Origin of the sequence: Luteimonas sp. 8-5 (assembly GCF_029763755.1) — a bacterium.
Classification (GTDB): domain Bacteria; phylum Pseudomonadota; class Gammaproteobacteria; order Xanthomonadales; family Xanthomonadaceae; genus Cognatiluteimonas.
Window position 1 is genome coordinate 42,879 of the sequence record NZ_JARUVM010000020.1, and the last position, 17,844, is coordinate 60,722.

General features: G+C 70.1%; 15 protein-coding genes, 1 other RNA gene and 2 pseudogenes. 4 read left to right on the top strand and 14 right to left on the bottom strand.

What is annotated here, in order from left to right:
- Window positions 1–28 precede the first annotated feature (28 nt).
- The 13 genes and pseudogenes from ftsA to mraZ all read right to left on the bottom strand — a co-directional run bounded on the left by ftsA (window position 29) and on the right by mraZ (window position 14,253).
- The gene (ftsA, locus tag QAA18_RS03750) at window positions 29–1,264 is read right to left on the bottom strand and encodes a cell division protein FtsA (RefSeq protein ID WP_279411100.1); all 1,236 of its coding nucleotides are present in this window, start codon (window positions 1,262–1,264) and stop codon (window positions 29–31) included.
- On the bottom strand, window positions 1,261–1,998 hold the full coding sequence (locus QAA18_RS03755; RefSeq protein WP_279411102.1) for a cell division protein FtsQ/DivIB: 738 nt from the start codon (window positions 1,996–1,998) through the stop codon (window positions 1,261–1,263). The genes ftsA and QAA18_RS03755 overlap by 4 nt, the downstream gene beginning before the upstream one ends.
- Window positions 1,995–2,990 carry a D-alanine--D-alanine ligase gene (locus tag QAA18_RS03760; RefSeq protein ID WP_279411104.1) on the bottom strand — a complete coding sequence of 332 codons (996 nt, stop codon included), beginning with the start codon at window positions 2,988–2,990 and terminating at the stop codon, window positions 1,995–1,997. The genes QAA18_RS03755 and QAA18_RS03760 overlap by 4 nt, the downstream gene beginning before the upstream one ends.
- Window positions 2,987–4,438, bottom strand: a complete 1,452-nt coding sequence (gene murC / locus QAA18_RS03765; RefSeq protein WP_279411105.1) for a UDP-N-acetylmuramate--L-alanine ligase — start codon at window positions 4,436–4,438, stop codon at window positions 2,987–2,989. The genes QAA18_RS03760 and murC overlap by 4 nt, the downstream gene beginning before the upstream one ends.
- 2 nt (window positions 4,439–4,440) lie before the next feature.
- Window positions 4,441–5,547: pseudogene (gene murG / locus QAA18_RS03770) on the bottom strand (undecaprenyldiphospho-muramoylpentapeptide beta-N-acetylglucosaminyltransferase); the annotation flags it as partial.
- Window positions 5,544–6,872: a putative lipid II flippase FtsW gene (gene ftsW / locus QAA18_RS03775; RefSeq protein ID WP_279411107.1), complete on the bottom strand. Its 1,329-nt coding sequence runs from the start codon at window positions 6,870–6,872 to the stop codon at window positions 5,544–5,546. The gene ftsW and the pseudogene murG, both read right to left, overlap by 4 nt.
- Window positions 6,872–7,954: a phospho-N-acetylmuramoyl-pentapeptide-transferase gene (gene mraY, locus QAA18_RS03780; protein ID WP_279411108.1), complete on the bottom strand. Its 1,083-nt coding sequence runs from the start codon at window positions 7,952–7,954 to the stop codon at window positions 6,872–6,874. The genes ftsW and mraY overlap by 1 nt, the downstream gene beginning before the upstream one ends.
- Entirely contained in the window at window positions 7,944–9,335 is a 1,392-nt protein-coding gene (gene murF, locus QAA18_RS03785) for a UDP-N-acetylmuramoyl-tripeptide--D-alanyl-D-alanine ligase (protein ID WP_279411110.1), read from the bottom strand. Before murF ends, mraY begins: the two co-directional genes overlap by 11 nt.
- Window positions 9,332–10,807 carry a UDP-N-acetylmuramoyl-L-alanyl-D-glutamate--2,6-diaminopimelate ligase gene (locus QAA18_RS03790; RefSeq protein WP_279411111.1) on the bottom strand — a complete coding sequence of 492 codons (1,476 nt, stop codon included), beginning with the start codon at window positions 10,805–10,807 and terminating at the stop codon, window positions 9,332–9,334. The genes murF and QAA18_RS03790 overlap by 4 nt, the downstream gene beginning before the upstream one ends.
- 32 nt (window positions 10,808–10,839) lie before the next feature.
- A pseudogene (locus QAA18_RS03795) lies at window positions 10,840–12,585 on the bottom strand (penicillin-binding protein 2); the annotation flags it as partial.
- On the bottom strand, window positions 12,582–12,854 hold the full coding sequence (gene ftsL, locus QAA18_RS03800; protein WP_279411113.1) for a cell division protein FtsL: 273 nt from the start codon (window positions 12,852–12,854) through the stop codon (window positions 12,582–12,584). The pseudogene QAA18_RS03795 and the gene ftsL, both read right to left, overlap by 4 nt.
- Window positions 12,851–13,801, bottom strand: a complete 951-nt coding sequence (gene rsmH, locus QAA18_RS03805; RefSeq protein WP_279411114.1) for a 16S rRNA (cytosine(1402)-N(4))-methyltransferase RsmH — start codon at window positions 13,799–13,801, stop codon at window positions 12,851–12,853. Before rsmH ends, ftsL begins: the two co-directional genes overlap by 4 nt.
- Window positions 13,798–14,253, bottom strand: a complete 456-nt coding sequence (gene mraZ / locus QAA18_RS03810) for a division/cell wall cluster transcriptional repressor MraZ (protein ID WP_279411127.1) — start codon at window positions 14,251–14,253, stop codon at window positions 13,798–13,800. Before mraZ ends, rsmH begins: the two co-directional genes overlap by 4 nt.
- A gap of 314 nt (window positions 14,254–14,567) precedes the next feature.
- Between mraZ and rnpB the strand changes: the two genes are divergently transcribed.
- Window positions 14,568–14,920, top strand: an RNA gene (rnpB, locus tag QAA18_RS03815) — RNase P RNA component class A.
- 99 nt (window positions 14,921–15,019) lie between these two features.
- On the opposite strand, the gene rsmI is transcribed toward rnpB, so the two are convergent.
- Entirely contained in the window at window positions 15,020–15,853 is an 834-nt protein-coding gene (rsmI, locus tag QAA18_RS03820; protein WP_279411116.1) for a 16S rRNA (cytidine(1402)-2'-O)-methyltransferase, read from the bottom strand.
- A gap of 69 nt (window positions 15,854–15,922) precedes the next feature.
- Between rsmI and QAA18_RS03825 the strand changes: the two genes are divergently transcribed.
- The 3 genes from QAA18_RS03825 to QAA18_RS03835 all read left to right on the top strand — a co-directional run.
- Window positions 15,923–17,119 (top strand): penicillin-binding protein activator, encoded by a 1,197-nt coding sequence (locus QAA18_RS03825; protein ID WP_279411118.1) that lies wholly within the window; start codon window positions 15,923–15,925, stop codon window positions 17,117–17,119.
- Entirely contained in the window at window positions 17,106–17,498 is a 393-nt protein-coding gene (locus QAA18_RS03830; RefSeq protein ID WP_279411120.1) for a YraN family protein, read from the top strand. The genes QAA18_RS03825 and QAA18_RS03830 overlap by 14 nt, the downstream gene beginning before the upstream one ends.
- A 7-nt stretch (window positions 17,499–17,505) precedes the next feature.
- A partial coding sequence (locus tag QAA18_RS03835) for an FAD-binding protein (RefSeq protein ID WP_279411121.1) occupies window positions 17,506–17,844 on the top strand: 339 nt, incomplete at its 3' end.

Consider the following 17,844-nt stretch of genomic DNA (forward strand, 5'->3'; position numbering starts at 1 on the left):
ATTCCCCATTCCCGCTTCTGCGTCTTCATCAGAACTCCCCCCGGTACCAATTCTTCAGCTTCGAGAGAAAACTCCCGGCGCGACCGGCGCGCAGGACCGGCCGCCGGGGGTTCTCGATCTGGCTGCCCATCAGCAGCAGCCCCACGCCGGTGGCGTGGACGGGGTTGTTGACCACTTCGCCCAGGCCGGTGACGTGCTGCGGCACGCCCACGCGCACCGGCATCTGCAACATCTCCTCGGCCAGTTCGACCACGCCTTCCATCTTCGAGGCGCCGCCGGTGAGCACCATGCCGGCGCGCACCAGTTCCTCGAAGCCGGACCGGCGCAGCTCGGCCTGCACCATCTCGAAGATTTCCTCGTAGCGGCCCTGCACGGCCTGGGCGAGCGCATGCCGCGGCAGGCGCCGCGGCGGGCGGTCGCCGACGCTGGGCACCTGGATCGATTCCTCGGCCGTGGCCAGCTGCGCCAGCGCGCAGGCATAACGCACCTTGATCTGCTCGGCCTCGGGCGTGGGCGTGCGCAGCATGTGCGCGATGTCGTTGGTGACGTGGTCGCCGGCGATCGGCAGCGATGCGGTATGGCTGATCGCGCCCTGCACGAACACCGCCAGGTCGGTCGTGCCCGCGCCGATGTCGACCAGGACCACGCCCAGCTCGCGTTCGTCGGCGGTGAGCACGGCCGTAGCCGAGGCCAGCGACGACAGGATCAGGTCGTCAACCTGCAAGGCGCAGCGCTGCACGCACTTGCTGATGTTGGCCGCGGCCGACTGCGCGCACACCACCAGGTGCGCGTGCACTTCCAGGCGCACGCCGGTCATGCCGACGGGGTTGCGGATGCCTTCCTGTGAGTCGTCGAGCACGTACTCGCGCGGGATCGCGTGCAGGATCTTCTGGTCGGCCGGGATCGCCACGGCCTTGGCCGCCTCGAGCACCCGGTCCAGGTCGGCCCACGTAACCTCGCCGTCGCGGATCGGGACGATGCCCGGCGAGTTGCGGCACTGCACGTGGTTGCCGGAGATCGACGCGTAGACCGAGCTGATCTCGCAGCCGGCCATCAGTTCGGCTTCCTCCACGGCGCGCTGGATCGACTGCACCGTCGACTCGATGTCGACGACGACGCCGCGCTTGAGCCCGCGCGATTCGTGCGAGCCGATGCCGATGACCTCGATCGGGTTGCCCGGCGAGTACTCGCCCACCAGCGCCACCACCTTGGAGGTGCCGATGTCGAGGCCGACGATGAGTGCCTTGTCGCCTTTGCGGTTCATGACTGTGCGGGGTCTCCCCAGGTAAGCGCGAATCCATTGGTGTAGCGGAGGTCGGCGCGCAGCAGCGCCTCGTCGCGGCGCTGCGCGAGCAGCCGCGGCAGCAGCCGGGCGAAACGGGCCATGCGCAGGCGCGCCTCGCGGCTGCCGACCACCACCTCGATGCCGTCGTCGAGTTGCAGGCGCCAGCTGCCGCGGCGGTCCAGCGACATCGCGCGCACGTCGATGCCGGCAGGTGCGAACAGCTCGCGCGACTCGCCGTACAGCGCCATCACCGCGTTCTCCTGGCCTGCCGGGCCATCGAGCTGCGGCAACGACTTCGGCACATCGATGCCCTCGACCGGGAACAACTTGCCTTCCTCGGACAAGACTCGATCGGCGCCCCAGCGCGCGAACGGACGGTGTTCGACCACCGTGACCTCTAGCACGTCGGGCCAGCGCTTGCGCACCTCGGCGTGCTCGACCCAGGCCAGGTCGGTGACGGCCACCTGGGCGTCGTCCAGGCGCACCGCGAAGAAGCCGCGCTGCGCATACGGCAGGAGCACGCGGCGCAGTTCCGCGGCGTCGACCCGCTGCAGCTGTCCGTTGACGCGCAGGGTGCGCAGCGGCCAGCGCTCGGCACCGATCCAGCCGTTGACCACGGCCACTACCGGCAGCGCGACCAGCACCAGCGCCAGCGTCCACACCGCCACGCGCAGCGCGGTGCTGTCGAGCACGCCCCTGACGATGCCGTTCATGGCGCACGCTCCACGGTCTGCTCGAGGATGCGCCAGCACAGTTCCTCGAAGGACACGCCGAACGCGGCCGCGGACTTGGGCATCAGCGAATGGCTGGTCATGCCCGGCGCGGTATTGGCTTCCAGCAGCCAGTTGCGGCCGTCGCCGTCGCGCATGAAGTCGACGCGGGCCCAGCCGCGCAGGTCGAGCGCGGCGTAGGCACGCTCGGCCATCTGCTGCGCCTCGAGCTCGCCGGCTTCGTCCAGGCCGGGGCAGATGTACTGGGTGTCGTCGGCCAGGTACTTGGCGTTGTAGTCGTACCAGGTGCCCTTGGGCACGATGTGGATCGTGGCCAGGGCGATGCCGTCGAGCACGCCGATGGTGTACTCGCCGCCGCCGCGCTCGTCGCCTTCGATCAGCTGTTCGACCAGCAGTTCGCCTGGATAGGCGGCGGCAAGCGCGACCGCCTCGTCCAGGCCGGCCTCGTCGTAGACGCGGCTGACGCCGACGCTCGAACCTTCGCTCGCAGGCTTGACGATCACCGGCAGGCCGAGCTCGCGTGCCGCGGCGTGCACGTCGCCGCCGCGCGCCAGGCGCACGTAGCGCGGCGTCGGCAGGCCCAGCGACAACCACACCTGCTTGCTGCGGATCTTGTCCATCGACAGCGCGCTGCCGAGCACGCCGGAGCCGGTGTAAGGCACGCCCAGCGCTTCCAGCAGGCCCTGCAGGGTGCCGTCCTCGCCACCGCCCTTGTTGCCATGCAGGATGTTGAACACGCGGTCGAAGTGCCTGGCCTGCAGTTCGCGGACCAGGTTGGGAATGCCGTCGACCGCATCGGCGCGCACGCCGCGCGCGCGCAGCGCGTTGAGCACGTTGCGGCCCGAATCCAGCGACACCTCGCGCTCGGCGCTGGTGCCGCCCATCAGCACGGCGACATGCCCGAACACGGCCGGGTCGGTGACGCGCAGCGGCGGCAACCGAGTCCCGAGTCCCGAGTCCCGAGTCCCGCTCATTTCGCCCCCTCGAAGCCATGCGTCGCCAATTGCTGCGCAAGCTGCCCGATGTCCCCTGCCCCCATCACCAGCAGCAGGTCGTCGTCGCGCAGGATGTCGGCCAGCACTTCCGGCAGGTCGGCGGCGGCATTGACCACCACCGGATCGACGCGCCCGCGGGTGCGGATGGCGCGAGCGAGCGAACGCGCATCGGCGCCTGCGATCGGCGCTTCGCCGGCCGGATAGACCTCGGTCAGCACCAGCGCATCGACGCTCGACAGTACGCCGGCGAAGTCGTCGAACAGGTCGCGGGTGCGGGTGTAGCGGTGCGGCTGGAACGCGACGACCAAGCGCTTGTCGGGCCAGCCGCCGCGGGCCGCGGCGAACACCGCCTCCAGCTCCTTCGGATGGTGGCCGTAGTCGTCGACGAGCTGTACGGTCGCGCCGGACGGCGTGGTGAGCCGCGCCAGCAGGTTGAAGCGGCGGCCGATGCCTTCGAACTTCTTCAGCGCGCGCGCGATCGCGTCCGCGCCCACGCCCAGCTGCCAGCCCACCGCGGCCGCGGCCAACGAATTGAGCACGTTGTGGCGGCCCGGCAGCGCCAGTTCCACCCGGGTGCGGCTGCCGTCGGGCAGGCGCAGCACGTAGCGCATGCAGGCGCCTTCCTGGCGCACGTCCTCGGCACGCACGTCCGCGCCGTCGGAGAACCCGTAGGTCATGACGTGGCGCGAAGTGTCGTCGGCCAGCGCGGCGACTTCGGGGTCGTCGATGCACAGCACCGCCAGACCGTAGAACGGCAGCCGGTGCAGGAACTCGGCGAACGCGGCCTGGACGCGGGCGAAATCGCCGCCGTAATTCTCGAGATGATCGGCGTCGATGTTGGTGACGATGGCCACCAACGGATCCAGGCGCAGGAAGCTGCCGTCGCTCTCGTCGGCTTCGGCCACCAGCCAGTCGCCGCCGCCCAGGCGCGCGTTCGCGCCCGCGGCAAGGAGCTTGCCGCCGATGACGAAAGTCGGATCCAGCCCGCCCTCGCCCAGCACGCTGGCCAGCAGCGAGGTGGTGGTGGTCTTGCCGTGGGTGCCGGCGACCGCGATCCCGCGGCGGAAGCGCATCAGCTCGGCCAGCATCTCGGCGCGCGGCACCACCGGGATGCGGAGCGCGTGCGCCTCGGCCAGTTCCGGGTTGTCGCGCTTGATCGCGCTGGAGACGACCACGCAGTCGGCGCCCTGCACGTGTGCGGCCACGTGGCCGCGGTGGATCGTCGCGCCCAGCGAAGCGAGGCGGCGGGTCACCGCGTTGTCGGCGTTGTCCGAGCCGGAGACTTCGTAGCCCAGGGTGCAAAGCACTTCCGCTATGCCGCTCATGCCGACACCGCCGATGCCGACGAAGTGCACGCGGGTGGCCTTGCCGTCGAGGCCGGTACGGGCGATGTCGCGGCTGGCGAACAGGCGGCGCAGGTCGTTCATGCGGCCTCCTTCCAGCCGGCGGCGGCCAGGACCGCGTCGGCGACGCGTTCGGCGGCATCGGGAATCGAAAGCGCGCGCGCGGCCTCGGCCATGGCCAGGCGCTGCGCGGGATCGGCGAGCAACGAAGCGAGTACGGCCTGCAGGCGCACGACCAGGTGCTCGCCCTGCGGCAGCAGCTCGGCCGCGCCGTGCTCGACCAGGTATTCGGCGTTGCGGGTCTGGTGGTCGTCCACGGCCTGCGGGAACGGCACCAGCACGCTGCCGACGCCCGCGGCGCAGAGTTCGGCCAGGGTCAGCGCACCCGCGCGGCATACGACCAGGTCGGCGTCGGCATAGGCCGCCGCCATGTCGGCGATGAAGGGTTCGACGCTGGCCTCGATGCCCGCCTGCGCGTAGGCCTGTTCGGCCTCCTCGCGGAGCTTCTCGCCGCACTGGTGGCGCACCTGGAAACGCGGGGCTTCGTGGTCTGCCTCGGTATTCGCCGCGACGATCGCCGCCAACGCCCTGGGCACGGCCGTGTTGAGCGCGCGCGCGCCCTGGCTGCCGCCCAGCACCAGCAGCTGCACGCTGCCGTTGCGCATCTGGAAGCGTCGCGCCGGCGGCGGCAGCGCGGTGATCGTGTCGCGCACCGGATTGCCGACGGTCTCGGCCTCGACGTTGCCGAAGGTCTGCGGGAATCCGGTGAGCACGCGGCGTGCAAAGCGCGCGAGCACGCGGTTGGTCATCCCGGCCGCGCGGTTCTGCTCGTGCACCACCAGCGGCACGCCGCGCAGGCGTGCAGCGATCCCGCCCGGTCCTGCCGCGTAGCCGCCGAAGCTGACCACTGCACGCGGCTGCCGCGCCCCGATCACGCGCATCGCCGCGAACACCGCCGCCGCGACCCGGAACGGCGCTGCGAGCAGGGTGGCGATGCCCTTGCCGCGCAGGCCCTTGACCGCGATCGTGTCGATGGCGATGCCATGCTGCGGCACCAGCCGGGTTTCCATTCCGCCGTCGGCGCCCAGCCAGGACACGGGCACGCCGCGCGCCTGCAGTGCCGCGGCCACCGACAGCCCGGGGAAGATGTGGCCGCCGGTACCGCCGGCGAGAATGAGGACGGGTCCGTTCATGACCGCTTCCTCAGCGACTGCCAGCCGCCGCCGACGACGGCAGCCGCGCCCAGCACGGGTTCGACCCGACCGCGACCGCGGCCGCGCGTGGTCGGCGCCGGTGGCGGTTGAGCGGTCGGCGGCATGGTGTCCGCCGATGCGGGCGCTGCCGCTTCGCCGCGCAGGCGCGCGACCTGGCGCTGCGCGCGGTCGAGCTCGTAGCTCACCCGCAGCAGGATTCCGATCGCCACGCAGGTCATCAGTACGCTGGAACCGCCCGAGGAGATCAGCGGCAGGGTCAGCCCCTTGGTCGGCAGCATGCCCAGGTTGACCCCGATCGAGACGAAACTCTGCAGCGCGATCCACAGCGCGATGCCGAAGGCGCAATAGCCGGCGAAGTGGCGCCGCATCTCCACGCACTTGAGCCCGATCCAGAACGCGCGGCCGGCCAGCAGCGCGAATGCGGCGATGACCGCGCACACGCCGACGAAACCGAGCTCCTCGGCGATCACCGCGAGGATGAAGTCGGTATGCGCTTCCGGCAGGTACGCCAGCTTCTGGATCGACGCGCCCAGGCCGACGCCGAACCACTCGCCGCGACCGACCGCCATCAGCGCGTTGGTCAGCTGGTAGCCGCTGTTGAACGGGTCCGCCCACGGATCCATGAAGGTCGTCAGGCGCTGGTAGCGGTAGGGCTCGGCGATCGCCACGATCGCCAGCAGCGGCAGCGCGACCACCACCGGTCCGAACAGCCGCGGCATGTTGACCCCGCCCAGCACCAGCATGCCGGCGGTGATCGCCAGCAGCAGCGAGGACGAACCGAAGTCGGGCTGCAACAACAGCAGCACCACCATCCCCCCGGCCACGCCCAGCGGCTTGAGCATCGCCGGCCAGGTCGCGGTGACGTCTTCGCTGTAGCGCTTGAGGTAACTGGCCAGCCAGACGATGTAGAGCACCTTCACCGCTTCCACCGCCTGGAAGTTCGACACGCCCATGTTCAGCCAGCGCCGCGCGCCGTTGACGCTGACGCCGATGCCCGGCACGAACACCAGCAACAGCAACACCAGGCAGGCCAGCAGCAGCCACTGCCCCTGCTGCTCGACGGCCTTGAGTTCGGTGCGCATCGCCCACGCGGCGAGTGCGACCCCACCGGCCAGGAACACCAGGTGACGCTGCAGGAAATGGAACGGGCCGACGCCCAGGCCTTCGCCGATCGCGATCGAACTGGAGGCGACCATCACCACGCCGAAGCAGGCCAGCGCCAGCGAAACGCCGAGCAGCCACGGGTCGAACCGGCCGCCGATGGCGTCCAGTCGCGTCGCTTGCCTGGCGTGGAGTTCCGTCATCAGCGCACCTTCAACGTGGCCAGGCCGACCAGCACGAGCACCACCGAGATGATCCAGAAGCGCACGATCACCCGCGGCTCCGGCCAGCCCTTGAGTTCGAAGTGGTGGTGGATCGGCGCCATCCGGAACACGCGCTTGCCGGTGAGCTTGAACGACGCGACCTGGATCATCACCGACAGGGTCTCGATGACGAACACGCCACCCATCACCACCAGCACCAGTTCCTGGCGCACGATCACCGCGATGGTGCCGAGCACGGCGCCGAGCGCGAGCGCGCCGATGTCGCCCATGAACACCATCGCCGGATAAGTGTTGAACCACAGGAAGCCCAACCCCGCGCCGGCGATGGCCGCGCAGATGATCACCAGCTCGCCGGCGCCGGGAATGCGCGGGATCTGCAGGTAGGCGGCGAACTGCGCATGGCCGGAGGCGTAGGCGAACACGCCCAGCGCGCAGGCAACCAGCACCGTGGGCATGATCGCCAGCCCGTCCAGGCCGTCGGTGAGGTTGACCGCATTGGAGAAGCCGACGATCCAGAAGTAGGCGATCACCACGAAGCTGATGCTCACCAGCGGCAGCGCCACCGCCTTGAAGAACGGGATGTAGAAGGTCGTCGCCGCGGGAATGTCGGCGCTGTAGAACAGGTACAGGCCGACCGCCAGGCCGAACACCGACTGCAGCAGGTACTTCCAGCGCGACTTCAGCCCGTTCGGATCGCGCTTGACGATCTTGATCCAGTCGTCGTACCAGCCAATCGCGCCGAAGGCGAGCATCACCGCCAGCACCACCCATACATACTTGTTGCGCAGGTCGCCCCACAGCAGCACCGACGCCATCACCGTCAGCAGGATCAGCGCGCCGCCCATGGTCGGCGTACCGGCCTTGGTGAAGTGGGTCTTGGGCCCATCCTGGCGGATCGGCTGGCCCTTGAACTCGGCCAGCTTGCGGATCATCGCCGGGCCCCACCACAGCGACAGGGCGAGCGCGGTGAGCGCGCTCAGGATGCCGCGGAAGGTGAGGTAGCCGAACAGGCCGAAGAGGCCTTCGAGCTGCTGCAACCAGCGGGTCAATTCAAGCAGCATCGTTGCCCTCCCCTTCGAGCGACGCGTTGTCCAACATCAGCTTGACGATCCGGTCCATCGCGCTGCCGCGTGAACCCTTGACCAGGATCGTGACGGTGGGAGCGGCGGAAGCCGCGATGAGGGCCTCGGCCAGCGCTCCGTGGCTATCGAAATGCCGTGCACCATCGCCGAACGCCTCGGCGGCGGCGGCGCTCAGTTCGCCCAGCGTGTACAGCCGGGCGATGCCCGCGGCCTTGGCGCGGCGTCCGGCCTCGGCATGCAGCGCGCGCGCATCCTCGCCCAGCTCGCGCATGTCACCGAGCACGAGCCAACCTTCGCGTTCGCCGGTACTACCCTGCGCCAGCAGGTCGATCGCCGCGTTGAGCGAACCGGGGTTGGCGTTGTAGCTGTCGTCGACCAGCGTCGCGCCGCTGTCCAGGCGATGCGACACCAGGCGCCCCGCCACCGGCCGCGCGGCGGCCAGGCCGTCGCGGATCGCCTGCAGCGACACGCCGAGGCCCAGCGCCATCGAGGCGGCAGCCAGCGCGTTGCGCACGTTGTGGCGGCCCGGCAATGCCAGCTGCACGTCGATGTCGCCGTCGGGCGTGGTGAGGGTGAAGCGCGACCCGGACGCGTCGCCAGCGATGTCGCGCGCGCCCACGTCGGCGCTGGACTCCAGCCCGAAGCGGATCAGCCTGCGGCCATGCGCGCGCTCGGCGAAGTACGGTGCGAACGCATCGTCGGCATTGATCACCGCCACGCCGCCGGGCGGCAGCGCGTCGTAGATCGCGGCCTTGGTGTCGGCCACGCCGAGCAGCGTCCCCATGCGCTCCAGGTGCGCTGGCGCGATGTTGTTGACCAAGGCGACGTCCGGGCGGACCACGGCGGTCAGGTAGGCAATGTCGCCCGGCTTGCCCGCGCCCATTTCGTAGATGGCGAACGGCGCCTCTTCCGGTGCGTCGATCACCGCCAGCGGCAGGCCGATCTCGTTGTTGCGGTTGCCCGGGCTGGCGTAGGCGCCGGCCAGCATCGGCTGCAGCAGCGTCTTGACGCTGGTCTTGCCGTTGCTGCCTGTGATCGCGGCGATCCTGGTATCGCGCGTGCGCTGCAGCGCCGAAGCGAACGACGCCAGCGCGCGCTCGGTGTCGGTCACGACCACCTGCGGCAGCGGCACGTCGACCTCGCGCTGCACCAGCAGCGCGCGTGCGCCCGCATCGGCGGCGGCTGCGGCATGGTCGTGCCCGTCGAAACGCTCGCCCTTGAGGGCGATGAACAGCGCCGCGCGGCCGTCGCTGGCGTCCAGCGTGCGCGTATCGGTGGCCACGGCATCGATCAGCACTTCCTCGCCGGCCAGGCGGCCGCCGGTCCATTGCGCGATGCGTGCGAGCGGCAGCGGCATCATGCGCCACCCGCCTTGCGCGCCAGCGCAGCGCGCGCGACCTCGCTGTCGTCGAAGGGATGCTTGACGCCGGCGACTTCCTGGTAGGTTTCGTGGCCCTTGCCGGCGACCAGCACGATGTCCCCGGGGCCGGCGGCGGCGATGGCGCGCTCGATCGCGCGGCGGCGGTCGCGCTCGACCACCACCTTCGCCGGATCGTCGAAGCCGGCCATGATGTCGGCGACGATCGCGTCGCCGTCTTCCGTGCGCGGATTGTCGTCGGTGACGATGACCGAGCCGGCCGCCGCTTCGGCGATCGCCGCCATCTGCGGGCGCTTGCCGCGATCGCGGTCGCCGCCGCAGCCGAACACGCAGGTCAGGCGGCCGTGCAGGTGCCCGCGCAACGAGTCCAGTGCCTGCTGCAGCGCATCGGGCTTGTGCGAGTAGTCGATCACGACCAGCGGGAGATCGCCCCCGCCGAGGCGGTTCATGCGTCCGGGGATCGGCTGCAACCGCGGCAGCACGCCGGCGATCGCGTCCGCATCGCGTCCCAGCGCATGCAGCACGCCGGCGACCGCGACCAGGTTGTCGATGTTGAAGCGGCCCAGCAGCGGCGAACGCACGCTGCGGCGCTCGTCGCCCAGGACCAGGTCGAAGGCGGTGCCCTCGCCGTCCATGCCGATGTTTTCGACGCGCACGTCGCACTGCGCGCCGCGCGAGCTGGTGCCGATGGCGCGGACGCCGGCCGGAAGCGCCGCCAGCAGTTCGCGGCCGAAGGCATCGTCGATGTTCACCACTGCCGCTCCCAGGCCATCGCGCTTGAACAGCCGGGCCTTTGCCGCGCCGTAGCTGGCCATGTCGCCGTGGTAGTCGAGGTGGTCGCGGGTGAGGTTGGTGAACACCGCGACGTCGTAGTGCACCGCGTCCACCCGTCCCTGGTCGAGCGCGTGCGAACTGACTTCCATGGCCACCGCGCGCACGCCCGTGTCGCGCAACTGCGCCAGCAGCGCGTGCATCTGCAGTACGAGCGGCGTGGTGAATCCGGTGGCCACCGCCTCGCCGTACAGGCCGACACCGAGCGTACCGATCGTGCCGCTGCGCGTGCCGAGCAGATCCAGCGCCTGGGCCAGCAGCTGCACGGTCGACGTCTTGCCGCTGGTGCCGGTGACGCCGACCATCGTCATCGCCCGCGACGGATGCCCGTGGAACTCGTCGGCCATCGCGCCCATGCGCGAGCGCAACCCCGGCACGGCAATCGCATCGGCGGGTGCGGGCAACTCATCAGGCGCCGGCGGCTCGAACAGGATCGCGGCCGCACCGGCTTCGCGCGCCTGCGCGCAGAAGTTCAGGCCGTGCGTGCCGAAGCCCGCAATCGCGAAGAACGCATCGCCGGACTTCACCTCGCGGCTGTCCATGGTGAGCCCGGACACCACGAGATCCGACGGCACGCCAGCCGTCTCCGGAAGGAGTTCCGCCAGTCGCATGGAGCGGCTCATTGCGGCGCTCCACTGGGGACCGTTGTTCCGCGCTGCACCGCCAGCCACGACTCGATATCGTCCGGCGGCACGTCCATCAGCCGCAGCGCGCCCTGCATCACGTCGTGGAACACCGGGCCGGACACCGATCCGCCGTAATAGCCGCGACGGCCCGGGTCGGGCTCGCTGACCACCACCGCCATCGAGAAGCGCGGGTTCTCCACCGGCACCACGCCGGCGAAGATGGAAACGTACTTGCGCGAATAGCCGCCACCGGCGGCCATGCGCGAGGTGCCGGTCTTGCCGGCGACGTGGTAACCGAGGATCGCGGCCTGGGTGGCGGTGCCGCCCGGCTCGGTCACGGTCTGCATCATGCGCATCACTTCCTCGGCGATCGCCGGATCCAGCACCTGCCGCGGCTCGTTGCGCTGGCCCTTGACGAAGGTCGGCGCGATCAGGCGCCCGCCGTTGGCCAGCGCCGCATAGACCTCCGCAATCTGCAGCGGTGTCGCCGACAGGCCGTAGCCGTAGGACATGGTCTGCTTGCTGGTGCCGCTCCAGCGGTCCGGTGGCGTCAGCACGCCGGCCGACTCGCCCGGAAAGCCGCTGCCGGGACGCTCGCCGAAACCGAAGTTGTGCACGAAGTCGTAGTACTGCTTGTCAGGCAGCATGTGCGCGATCTTGGCCGCGCCGACGTTCGAGCTCTTGGTGATCACGCCGGTGACGGTCAGCACGCCGTGGTTGCGCGTGTCGGTGGTGCGGTAGCGGCCGTTCGGCATCCAGCCCGGGTTGGTGTCGATCAGCGTATCGGGCGTGACCACGCCGGCCACCAGGCCGGCAGCGATCGTGACCGGCTTCATCGTCGAACCCGGCTCCACCACGTCGGTGACCGCGCGGTTGCGGCGCGCCTCGCGATGGCTGCCGTCGACCGCATTCGGGTTGTACGACGGCAGGTTCGCCATCGCCAGCACTTCGCCGGTGGCGATGTCGAGCACCACGGCCGACGCGCTGCTCGCGCCGGTCTCGAGCATCGCGCGCTTGAGTTCGCGATAGGTCAGGTACTGGATGCGGCGGTCGATCGACAGGGTCAGGTCGCGCCCCGGCTGCGCCGCGCGCACCAGGTCGACGTTCTCGACGATGCGCCCGCGCCGGTCGCGGATCACGCGCTTTGCGCCGGGCGTGCCGCGCAGCCAGTCGTCGAACGCGAGCTCGATGCCTTCCTGGCCGCGGTCGTCGATGTTGGTGAAGCCCAGCACGTGCGCCAGCGCGTCGCCCTGCGGGTAGAAGCGGCGGAACTCGCGCTGCGAGGACACGCCCGGGATGTCCAGGGCCAGGATCGTCTTCGCCTCGTCCGGGTTGATCCGGCGCTTGAGGTACATGAACTCCTTGTCGCTGCGCTGCCCGAGCTTGCGGGTCAGCTGGTCCAGCGGCACGCCCAGGGCTTCGGCCAGTTGCGGCAGGCGTTCTGGCGCCTTGAGCAGTTCCTGCGGATTGCCCCAGATCGATTCGACCGGCGAGGACACCGCCAGCGGTTCGCCGTTGCGGTCGGTGATCATGCCGCGCGAGGTCGGGATCGGGATCTCGCGCAGGAAGCGCGCGTCGCCCTGCTGGCGATAGAAGTCGTTGTCGACCAGTTGCAGGTCGACGGCGCGCCCGACGAGGGCAAGCGAGCACAGGCCCAGCGCGCCGGTGACCAGCGCCAGGCGGGTACGCAGGTTGAACTGCGCACGCGTACGCGTGCGTGCCGGCTTGGCCGAAGTCCTGCCGCCGGCGGGCCTGCCGTTGCCCGGCCTGCTCATGGACGCACCACCACGATGTCGCGGGTCTCGGGGAACGCCATGCCCAGGCGCGTGCGCGCAACCTGGTCGATGCGGTTGCTCTCGGCCCAGGTGGCCTGCTCCAGCTGCAGGCGCCCGAACTCGATGTTGAGCTCGTCGCGCGCACGCTCGAGCCTGGTCAGTTCATTGAAGAGCTGGCGGTGCTCGTGGCGCGCGAACACCACGGCCACGCCGCTGCCGACGTTGGCCAGGACCAGCAGCGCAATGACGAACACGACACGAGTGCTCATGCCGCCACCTGCAATCGTTCGGCCACGCGCAGCACGGCACTGCGTGCGCGCGGGTTCGCTGCCAGCTCCGCCTCGCCGGCCTTGCGTGCGCCGCCGATGGCGCGCAGCGTCGGCGTGAACGGTTCGGGCTCGGGCATGCGGCGGTTGGCCGGCGGGGCCTTCGCCCGCGCGGCGATGAACTGCTTGGCGATGCGGTCTTCGAGCGAGTGGAAGCTGATCACCACCAGGCGCCCGCCCGCCTTCAGCCGCTGCATCGCGGCCTCCAGCCCGGTTTCCAGGTCGGCCAGTTCGCGGTTGACGTGGATGCGGATGGCCTGGAAGCTGCGGGTAGCCGGGTGGATCTTCTCCTTGCCGCGCGGCACGACGGATGCGATCAGCGCCGCCAGTTGCGCGGTGCGCACGATCGGCTCGCGTTCGCGTTCGGCGACGATGGCGCGGGCGATCCGGCGCGACATGCGCTCCTCGCCCAGGGTCCACAACACGTCGGCGATTTCCTTCTCGTCGGCGCGCGCCAGCCACTGCGCGGCGCTTTCGCCGCCGTCCGGGTCCATGCGCATGTCCAGCGGGCCGTCCTTGCCGAACGAGAAGCCGCGCTCGGCCACGTCCAGTTGCGGCGACGACACCCCCAGGTCGAACAGCACGCCATCCAGGCCGCCGGCGGTTTCGTCCCAGTGGGCAAGGTCGGCGAAGCTGCCGCGGAACACGGCCACGCGGCCGTCCGCACCGAACTCGCGCTCGGCGGTGGCGATGGCTTCGGGATCCTTGTCCATCAGCAGCAGTCGTCCTCCCGGACCCAACCTCTGCAGCACGCCACGCGCATGTCCACCGCGCCCGAACGTGCCATCGAGGTACGTTCCATCCGCCTTCACGGCGAGGCCTTCCAGGACCTCTTCGAACATCACCGGAAGGTGGCCGCTGCGGGTCGCCCCCGGGCCACCGGCCGTCATAGCTGCAGGTCGAGCAGGCCGTCGCCCAGGTCGGCGTCGCTGAGCGTCTGCCGGATCTGTGCGTGGTGCGCCTGCTCGCTCCACAGTTCGAACTTGTCGCCCATGCCCAGCAGCACCGCGCGCTTCTCCAGTCCGCACGCGCTGCGCTGCGACGCAGGAATCGAAATCCGCCCGCTGCCGTCGGGCTCCACGAACGCGGCCGCGCCGACCAGCTTGAATTGCATCTGCCGGTTGACGCTGCGCGTGCGTGGCAATGCGTTGACCTGGTCGCGTACCTTCTCCCAGACATCCTGCGGATAGAGGTAGAGGCAACCCATGTCGAAGGGGCTGTAGGTCAGCACCAGGCGATTGCCGCACGCACGCGCGACTAGGTCCCGGTAACTGGTCGGAATCGCCAGCCGGCCCTTGTCGTCGATGGTGATGGCGGTCTCGCCCTGGAACATCTGCCCGATTCCCCCGTCTCACACGGGTATGCGACCAAGGAAAACCACTAAATTCCCGGTTTCCCCACGAGTCGCCACCTTAGGAGTGGCCCGGAACCTTGTCAACAACTTTGCGCGGACGATTTCACTAGGCGCGTCAATCACTTGCAGCGAACTTGAGAGACTTGTTCAAGCTTTATCCACAAGCCGCTGTTTCGTCTCAAATTTTGAGATGACGGTCACGTGAAGGGCAGCCGGAGCCCGGGTTCGGCGCCAGGTTCCGGGCAGCGGTATTCAGCTTGCTGCACCGCAGCAACGCGCGGACGCGTAGAATCGGCCCCGGCGGAGTCGGCCAGGCAGTCGCGTCATTCGCAAGAATGCCGAGGAAAGTCCGGGCTCCACAGGGCACGGTGCCAGGTAATGCCTGGGCGGCGCGAGCCGACGGAAAGTGCAACAGAAAGATACCGCCGAACGGCGTCGCAAGACGCGCGTGGCAAGGGTGAAATGGTGCGGTAAGAGCGCACCGCGAGCCTGGCAACAGGCCGGCACGGCAAACCCCACCGGGAGCAAGGCCAAATAGGGACCTCATGACGTGGCCCGCGTCGGGTCCGGGTAGGCTGCTCGAGCGTAGCGGTGACGCTGCGCCTAGAGGAATGACTGTCCACGACAGAACCCGGCTTACAGGCCGACTCCGCCTCTTTTTACTGGGAATGAAGGGAATCAAGGGAATAGGGAATGGAGGGAGCGAGGCGCTCCACGTCGCCCCGTTCTTGCCATTCCCCATTCCCCTCATTCCCTATTCCCGCTCTTCACTGCTCCCGTACAGCGCCTTGCGCGGCGCACCCGACAATTCCGCCGCGAGCTTCGCGGCCGTGGACGGCGGGAGGTGCTCGCCGAGCTTGGCGTAGAGGCGGCGGCCTTCGGCGATGCGGGCGTCGGCGTCTTCGCCGGCGCCCTGCACGAGCACCACGAATTCGCCCTTGCGCTGGTCGGGATCGGCGGCGACGCGTTCGCACAGTTCCGCCAGGGTGCCGTCGAGCACGGTTTCGAACAGCTTGGTCAGCTCGCGGGCGATCACCGCTTGCCGTTGCGCTCCGAACACGTCGCGCATGTCGGCCAAAGTTTCCTCGATCCGGTGCGAGGCTTCGTAGAAGGCCAGGGTGCGCTGCTCCGATGCCAGCAATGCCAGGCGCTCGCGCCGCGCCGCGGCCCTGGCCGGCAGGAATCCCTCGAAGGCGATGCGGTCGCTGGGCAGGCCGGCGACGCTGAGCGCGGCGACGAAGGCGCACGGCCCGGGTACCGGACTGACCTTGATGCCGGCAGCGCGTGCCGCGCGCACCAGGCGGAACCCCGGATCGCTGACCAGGGGCGTGCCCGCGTCGGATACCAGCGCCAGCGATTCGCCGGCCTGCATCCGCGCCACCAGGCGCCCGGCCATCTCGTCCTCGTTGTGCTGGTGCAGGGCCAGCAGGGGCGTGTCGATGCCGTGGTGCTTCAACAACTGGCGGGTATGGCGGGTGTCCTCGGCGCAGATCGCCGCGACCGATCGCAACGTATCCAGCGCGCGCGGCGACAGGTCGCCCAGGTTGCCGATCGGCGTGGCGACCACGTGAAGGATGCTGACCGACATTCGTACTCCACCGCGCGGGATACCGCGCACGGGTAGAATCCTAACCGGTTCCGCCGGAGCGACTGCGCAATGCCGAAGATCCCGTCCCTGCTGTTGGCGCCCCTGCTCTGCCTGGCCATGCTGGCCGGCTGCGCGACGACCGTGGTGCGCACGGCGCCCCGGGCCGACGCCCCCGCGCCCGCCACGCCCAGTGCGCTGGCTACCCAGCTCGGCGTGTCCGCGGCAAAGCGGCCCCCCGCCGATACGGACGGCTACCGGCCGCCGCTGAAGCTTGCGGTGCTGTTGCCGCTGACCGGCGATCTGTCCCGCGCCGCGCTGCCGGTGCGCGACGGCCTGCTTGCCGGCTACTACGCGGAAAATCGCCAGCGTCCGGAAATCGTCTTCCACGACACCGCCGGCGGTGTCGATGCCGCCTACGACCAGGCCACCGCGGCCGGCGCCGACTTCGTGGTCGGTCCGCTCGGGCGCGACGAAGTCGACGCGCTGTTCGCGCGCACGTCGCTGCCGGTCCCGGTGCTCGCGCTCAACCGCGGCAACCGTGCACCGCCGCCGGGCAACGTCAGTTTCGCGCTCGCACCCGAGGACGATGGCGTGGCCGCGGCCGAATACGCGGTGTCGCGAGGCGCCCTGCGCGTACTCTCCCTGGCCGATGGCGACGACAGCATGCGCCGTGCGGCCAATGCCTTCCGCAGCCGCTTCGAGGAACTGGGCGGCACCGTGGTGGTCGAGCTGGTGGTCGATGCGATTCCGGGCGCGATGGGAACGGCGCTGCAGACGGCCGCCACCACCGACGGCGGCGTCGATGCCGTGTTCATGGCCCTGCGTCCCTCGCAGGCTGGCCCGGTCGTTGGCCAGCTGCTCGACGTCGGCCTCGGCGGCAAGCTGCGCATCGGCACCTCGGCGCTCGCCGGCGCACGCCCGGCGGACACCGCCGATCATGCGCTCGACGGTATCGCCTTCCCGAGCGATGCGTGGAGCGTGCAATACGTGCGCGGCCTGCCCTCCTCCGCAACGGCGGCCTCGATGCTGGCGACCGCGCGCGGCGGTGCGCAGCGCCTGTTCGCCTTCGGCTACGACGCCTGGCTGTTGACGGCGTTCCTCGAGCGCCTGGCCACCAATCCCGACGCCAACGTCGCCGGCGCCACCGGCACGCTGCGCATCGACGCCGACGGCAACGTGATCCGCACGCCGGCCTGGTCGAGCTGGAACGGCAGCATCGCGGTGCCGCTCGGCAACGTGGCACCGACCCCGGATGCCGGCGGCTGACGGCATCGACCGGCGCGCCCGCGGCGCACTGGTGGAGGCGGCTGCGCGCCGTCACCTCCTCGCTGCCGGGCTGCGCATACTCGCCGGCAACGTCAACTACCGCGTCGGCGAACTCGACCTGGTGATGGTCGACCGCGATCGCGATGGCGAAGTGCTGGTGTTCGTGGAAGTGCGTTATCGCGCCGGCGACGACTACGGCGGCGGTGCTGCATCGGTGGATTCCGGCAAGCGGCGCAAACTGTTGCGCGCGGCCGAAACGTTCCTGGCCAGGAGCCGCTGCCACGACATGAACTGCCGCTTCGACGTGGTCGAGGCCAGCGGCGACCCGGCGGCGCCACGACTGAACTGGATCCGCGACGCCTTCCGCGCCGACGACTGAGGACACGATGGCTTTCGACCCGGCTTTCGAACGCGAGATGCAGCACCTGCTCGGCGACGGATGGGTGCGCGACGGCTCGCGGCTCGAGGCCTACGCCGACGAGTACCGGCGCCGGGCGGTCGTGCCGCGCGCCGTCGCGATCCCCGCCGACCGCTCCCAGGTCCAGGCGCTCGTGCGTGCCTGCCGCAGCCATGGCGTCGCCCTGGTGGCGCGGGGCGCCGGCACCAACACCACCGGCGCGACGGTGCCGCCGGACGGCAGCATCGTGGTCTCGTTCGAACGCATGGCCAGGATCCTCGACATCCGCCCCGGCGACCGTTGCGCGGTGGTCGAGCCTGGCGTCGTC

Coding starts and splice junctions, on each gene's coding strand:
- rsmI (WP_279411116.1), bottom strand. CDS start 15,853: ATGTCGGTCAGCATCCTTCACGTGGTCGCCACGCCGATCGGCAACCTG.
- murC (WP_279411105.1), bottom strand. CDS start 4,438: ATGAACGACCTGCGCCGCCTGTTCGCCAGCCGCGACATCGCCCGTACC.
- ftsW (WP_279411107.1), bottom strand. CDS start 6,872: ATGACGGAACTCCACGCCAGGCAAGCGACGCGACTGGACGCCATCGGC.
- mraY (WP_279411108.1), bottom strand. CDS start 7,954: ATGCTGCTTGAATTGACCCGCTGGTTGCAGCAGCTCGAAGGCCTCTTC.
- QAA18_RS03830 (WP_279411120.1), top strand. CDS start 17,106: ATGCCGGCGGCTGACGGCATCGACCGGCGCGCCCGCGGCGCACTGGTG.
- ftsA (WP_279411100.1), bottom strand. CDS start 1,264: ATGAACCGCAAAGGCGACAAGGCACTCATCGTCGGCCTCGACATCGGC.
- murF (WP_279411110.1), bottom strand. CDS start 9,335: ATGATGCCGCTGCCGCTCGCACGCATCGCGCAATGGACCGGCGGCCGC.
- rsmH (WP_279411114.1), bottom strand. CDS start 13,801: ATGACGGCCGGTGGCCCGGGGGCGACCCGCAGCGGCCACCTTCCGGTG.
- QAA18_RS03760 (WP_279411104.1), bottom strand. CDS start 2,990: ATGAGCGGGACTCGGGACTCGGGACTCGGGACTCGGTTGCCGCCGCTG.
- QAA18_RS03825 (WP_279411118.1), top strand. CDS start 15,923: ATGCCGAAGATCCCGTCCCTGCTGTTGGCGCCCCTGCTCTGCCTGGCC.
- ftsL (WP_279411113.1), bottom strand. CDS start 12,854: ATGAGCACTCGTGTCGTGTTCGTCATTGCGCTGCTGGTCCTGGCCAAC.
- QAA18_RS03790 (WP_279411111.1), bottom strand. CDS start 10,807: ATGAGCCGCTCCATGCGACTGGCGGAACTCCTTCCGGAGACGGCTGGC.
- QAA18_RS03755 (WP_279411102.1), bottom strand. CDS start 1,998: ATGAACGGCATCGTCAGGGGCGTGCTCGACAGCACCGCGCTGCGCGTG.